General features: G+C 74.6%; 2 protein-coding genes. One reads left to right on the forward strand and one right to left on the reverse strand.

The window, feature by feature from the left end; all coding sequences use genetic code 11:
• The first annotated feature begins 132 nt into the window (after positions 1-132).
• Positions 133-963 carry a universal stress protein gene (locus I5E_RS21215; protein ID WP_022906045.1) on the forward strand — a complete coding sequence of 277 codons (831 nt, stop codon included), beginning with the start codon at positions 133-135 and terminating at the stop codon, positions 961-963.
• Here the strand turns inward: I5E_RS21215 and I5E_RS05145 are convergent.
• Positions 938-1,866, reverse strand: a 929-nt coding sequence (locus tag I5E_RS05145; protein WP_042723602.1) for an HAD-IC family P-type ATPase, incomplete at its 5' end; no start/stop codon positions are given. The two genes, I5E_RS21215 and I5E_RS05145, sit on opposite strands and share 26 nt — an antisense overlap.

The following is a 1,866-nucleotide window of genomic DNA, read 5'->3' on the forward strand; positions in this document are numbered from 1 at the left end:
CCCGGGACGATGACCTCGCGTGGGACGTTCGACCCTCGTCGGACGCCGCCGGCACGGTTAGCGTCGCCGCCGACGCTGCCCGCACGGACCACACACGGTTCCCGCGCGGGCTCGGAGGAACAGGAGCACTCCATGTCCGTTGAGCGGATCGTCGTCGGTCTCGACGCGTGCCAGGCAAGCTGGACGGCACTGCGATGGGCGGCCGAGCGCGCCGCCGACGGCCCGACCCACATCCGGATCGTCCACGCGCTCGAACGCACCGACACCGATCAGCTCGTCGTCCGCGAGCGGCTCGCCGGGGCGGCGGCGTTCATCCGCGGCACAGCCCCGGGAGTCGTCGTCGAGACCGCGGTCGAGCGGGGCTTCGCCGCGCCGACACTCGTGGCCGCAGCAGCCGCGGCGGACCTCGTCGTCATCGGAGCGCACCGGAGCCACACGATCCGTTCCGCCCTGACCGGGTCCCTGCCCCAGCGCGTCGCGACGTCGGCGGCGGTGCCCACCGTCGTCGTCCCGGACGACTGGTCGTCCGGGAGCGGCCCGATCATCGTCGGCGTCGATGCAGACACGTCCGAGGCCGCGCTCGCGTTCGGACTGCACGAGGCCCGACACACCGGCCGCCCGCTGCGACTGGTGCACGCCTGGCGCGTGACGGCACCGGTCGCGGCGCGTCCGATCGCCCTGCTCGAGGACGCGTCGAGCGCCGACGAGCAGTCCGCGCGGCTCGTGCTCGACGCGGCAGGACGGCACGCCGCGATCCGGGAACCGTCCGTCCCCGTCCGTGCCACGCTCTGGGAGGGCGACGCGGGCGACGCCCTCGCGAACGCGGGGGCGGACGCGTCCATGGTGGTCGTCGGCCGCCGGCACCGGACCACGCTCGGTGGTGCGTTGCTCGGGTCCGTCGCGCGGGAGACGATGCACCGGTCACGGACGCCGGTCGTCATCGTTCCGGTACCGCGATCCTGACCGGAGCACCGCCACCGGCAGCGCTCGTCGGGCCGGCGGTGGCCCGGAGCGACGCGACGATCGTGACGACGTCGACGACCTCCTGCAGCAGCGCGCCGAGCACGGCGGGCACGACACCCGTCGATGCGACGAGCATCAGGCCGACCGACGCGCCCATACCGATCCAGATGCTCTGCTGTGCGATCCGGACGGTGTCGCGGCCGATGCGGAGCGCGACGGCCACCCGTTCGACCGACTCCACCAGGACGACGGCGTCGGCGGTGTCGCTCGCGGCCGACGCACCCCGGGCGCCCATCGCGACGCCGACGTCGGCGACGGCGAGCACCGGCGCGTCGTTGACCCCGTCGCCGATCATCAGGACGGGCCGCCGGGTGAGCGCCCGGACCGCGGAGACCTTGTCGCCCGGACGGCACTCGGCTCGGAGCACGGCGACGCCGACCTCCGCCGCCGCCGCCTCGGCGGTCGACTGCGCATCGCCCGTGAGCATGACGACGTCCGCGATCCCCTGTGCGCGGATGGCCTCGACCGTCGCCCGGGCCTCAGGACGCACCGGGTCGCCCAACACCAGGGCGCCGGAAGGGCGTCCGTCGACGAGCACGTAGGACACCACACGACCGCCGGCGACGACGAGTGGCTCGGACTCCGGTGCACGTCGCCGAGCGAACGCCAGCGTCCCGACCGCGACCTCGTGCCCGTCGACCCGGGCCGCGACACCGTCCGACTCGGACTCGACGGCGTCCGTGGCGCCGCACAACGCGATGCCCTCGGTGCGCGCTGCCGCCACGATCGACGCCGCGAGCGTGTGCGACGAGTACTGCTCCGCGCTGGCGGCGAGCTGCAGGAGCCGCACACGATCCGGACGTCCGGGGTGGTCACGACGCGGTCCACCGTCGGACGACCGAG

Source organism: Curtobacterium sp. B18 (assembly GCF_000333375.1).
In the GTDB taxonomy this organism is placed as follows: domain Bacteria; phylum Actinomycetota; class Actinomycetes; order Actinomycetales; family Microbacteriaceae; genus Curtobacterium.

Bases quoted from the DNA above. Each gene is read 5' to 3' on its own strand.
- I5E_RS21215 (WP_022906045.1), top strand. From the start codon at position 133: ATGTCCGTTGAGCGGATCGTCGTCGGTCTCGACGCGTGCCAGGCAAGC.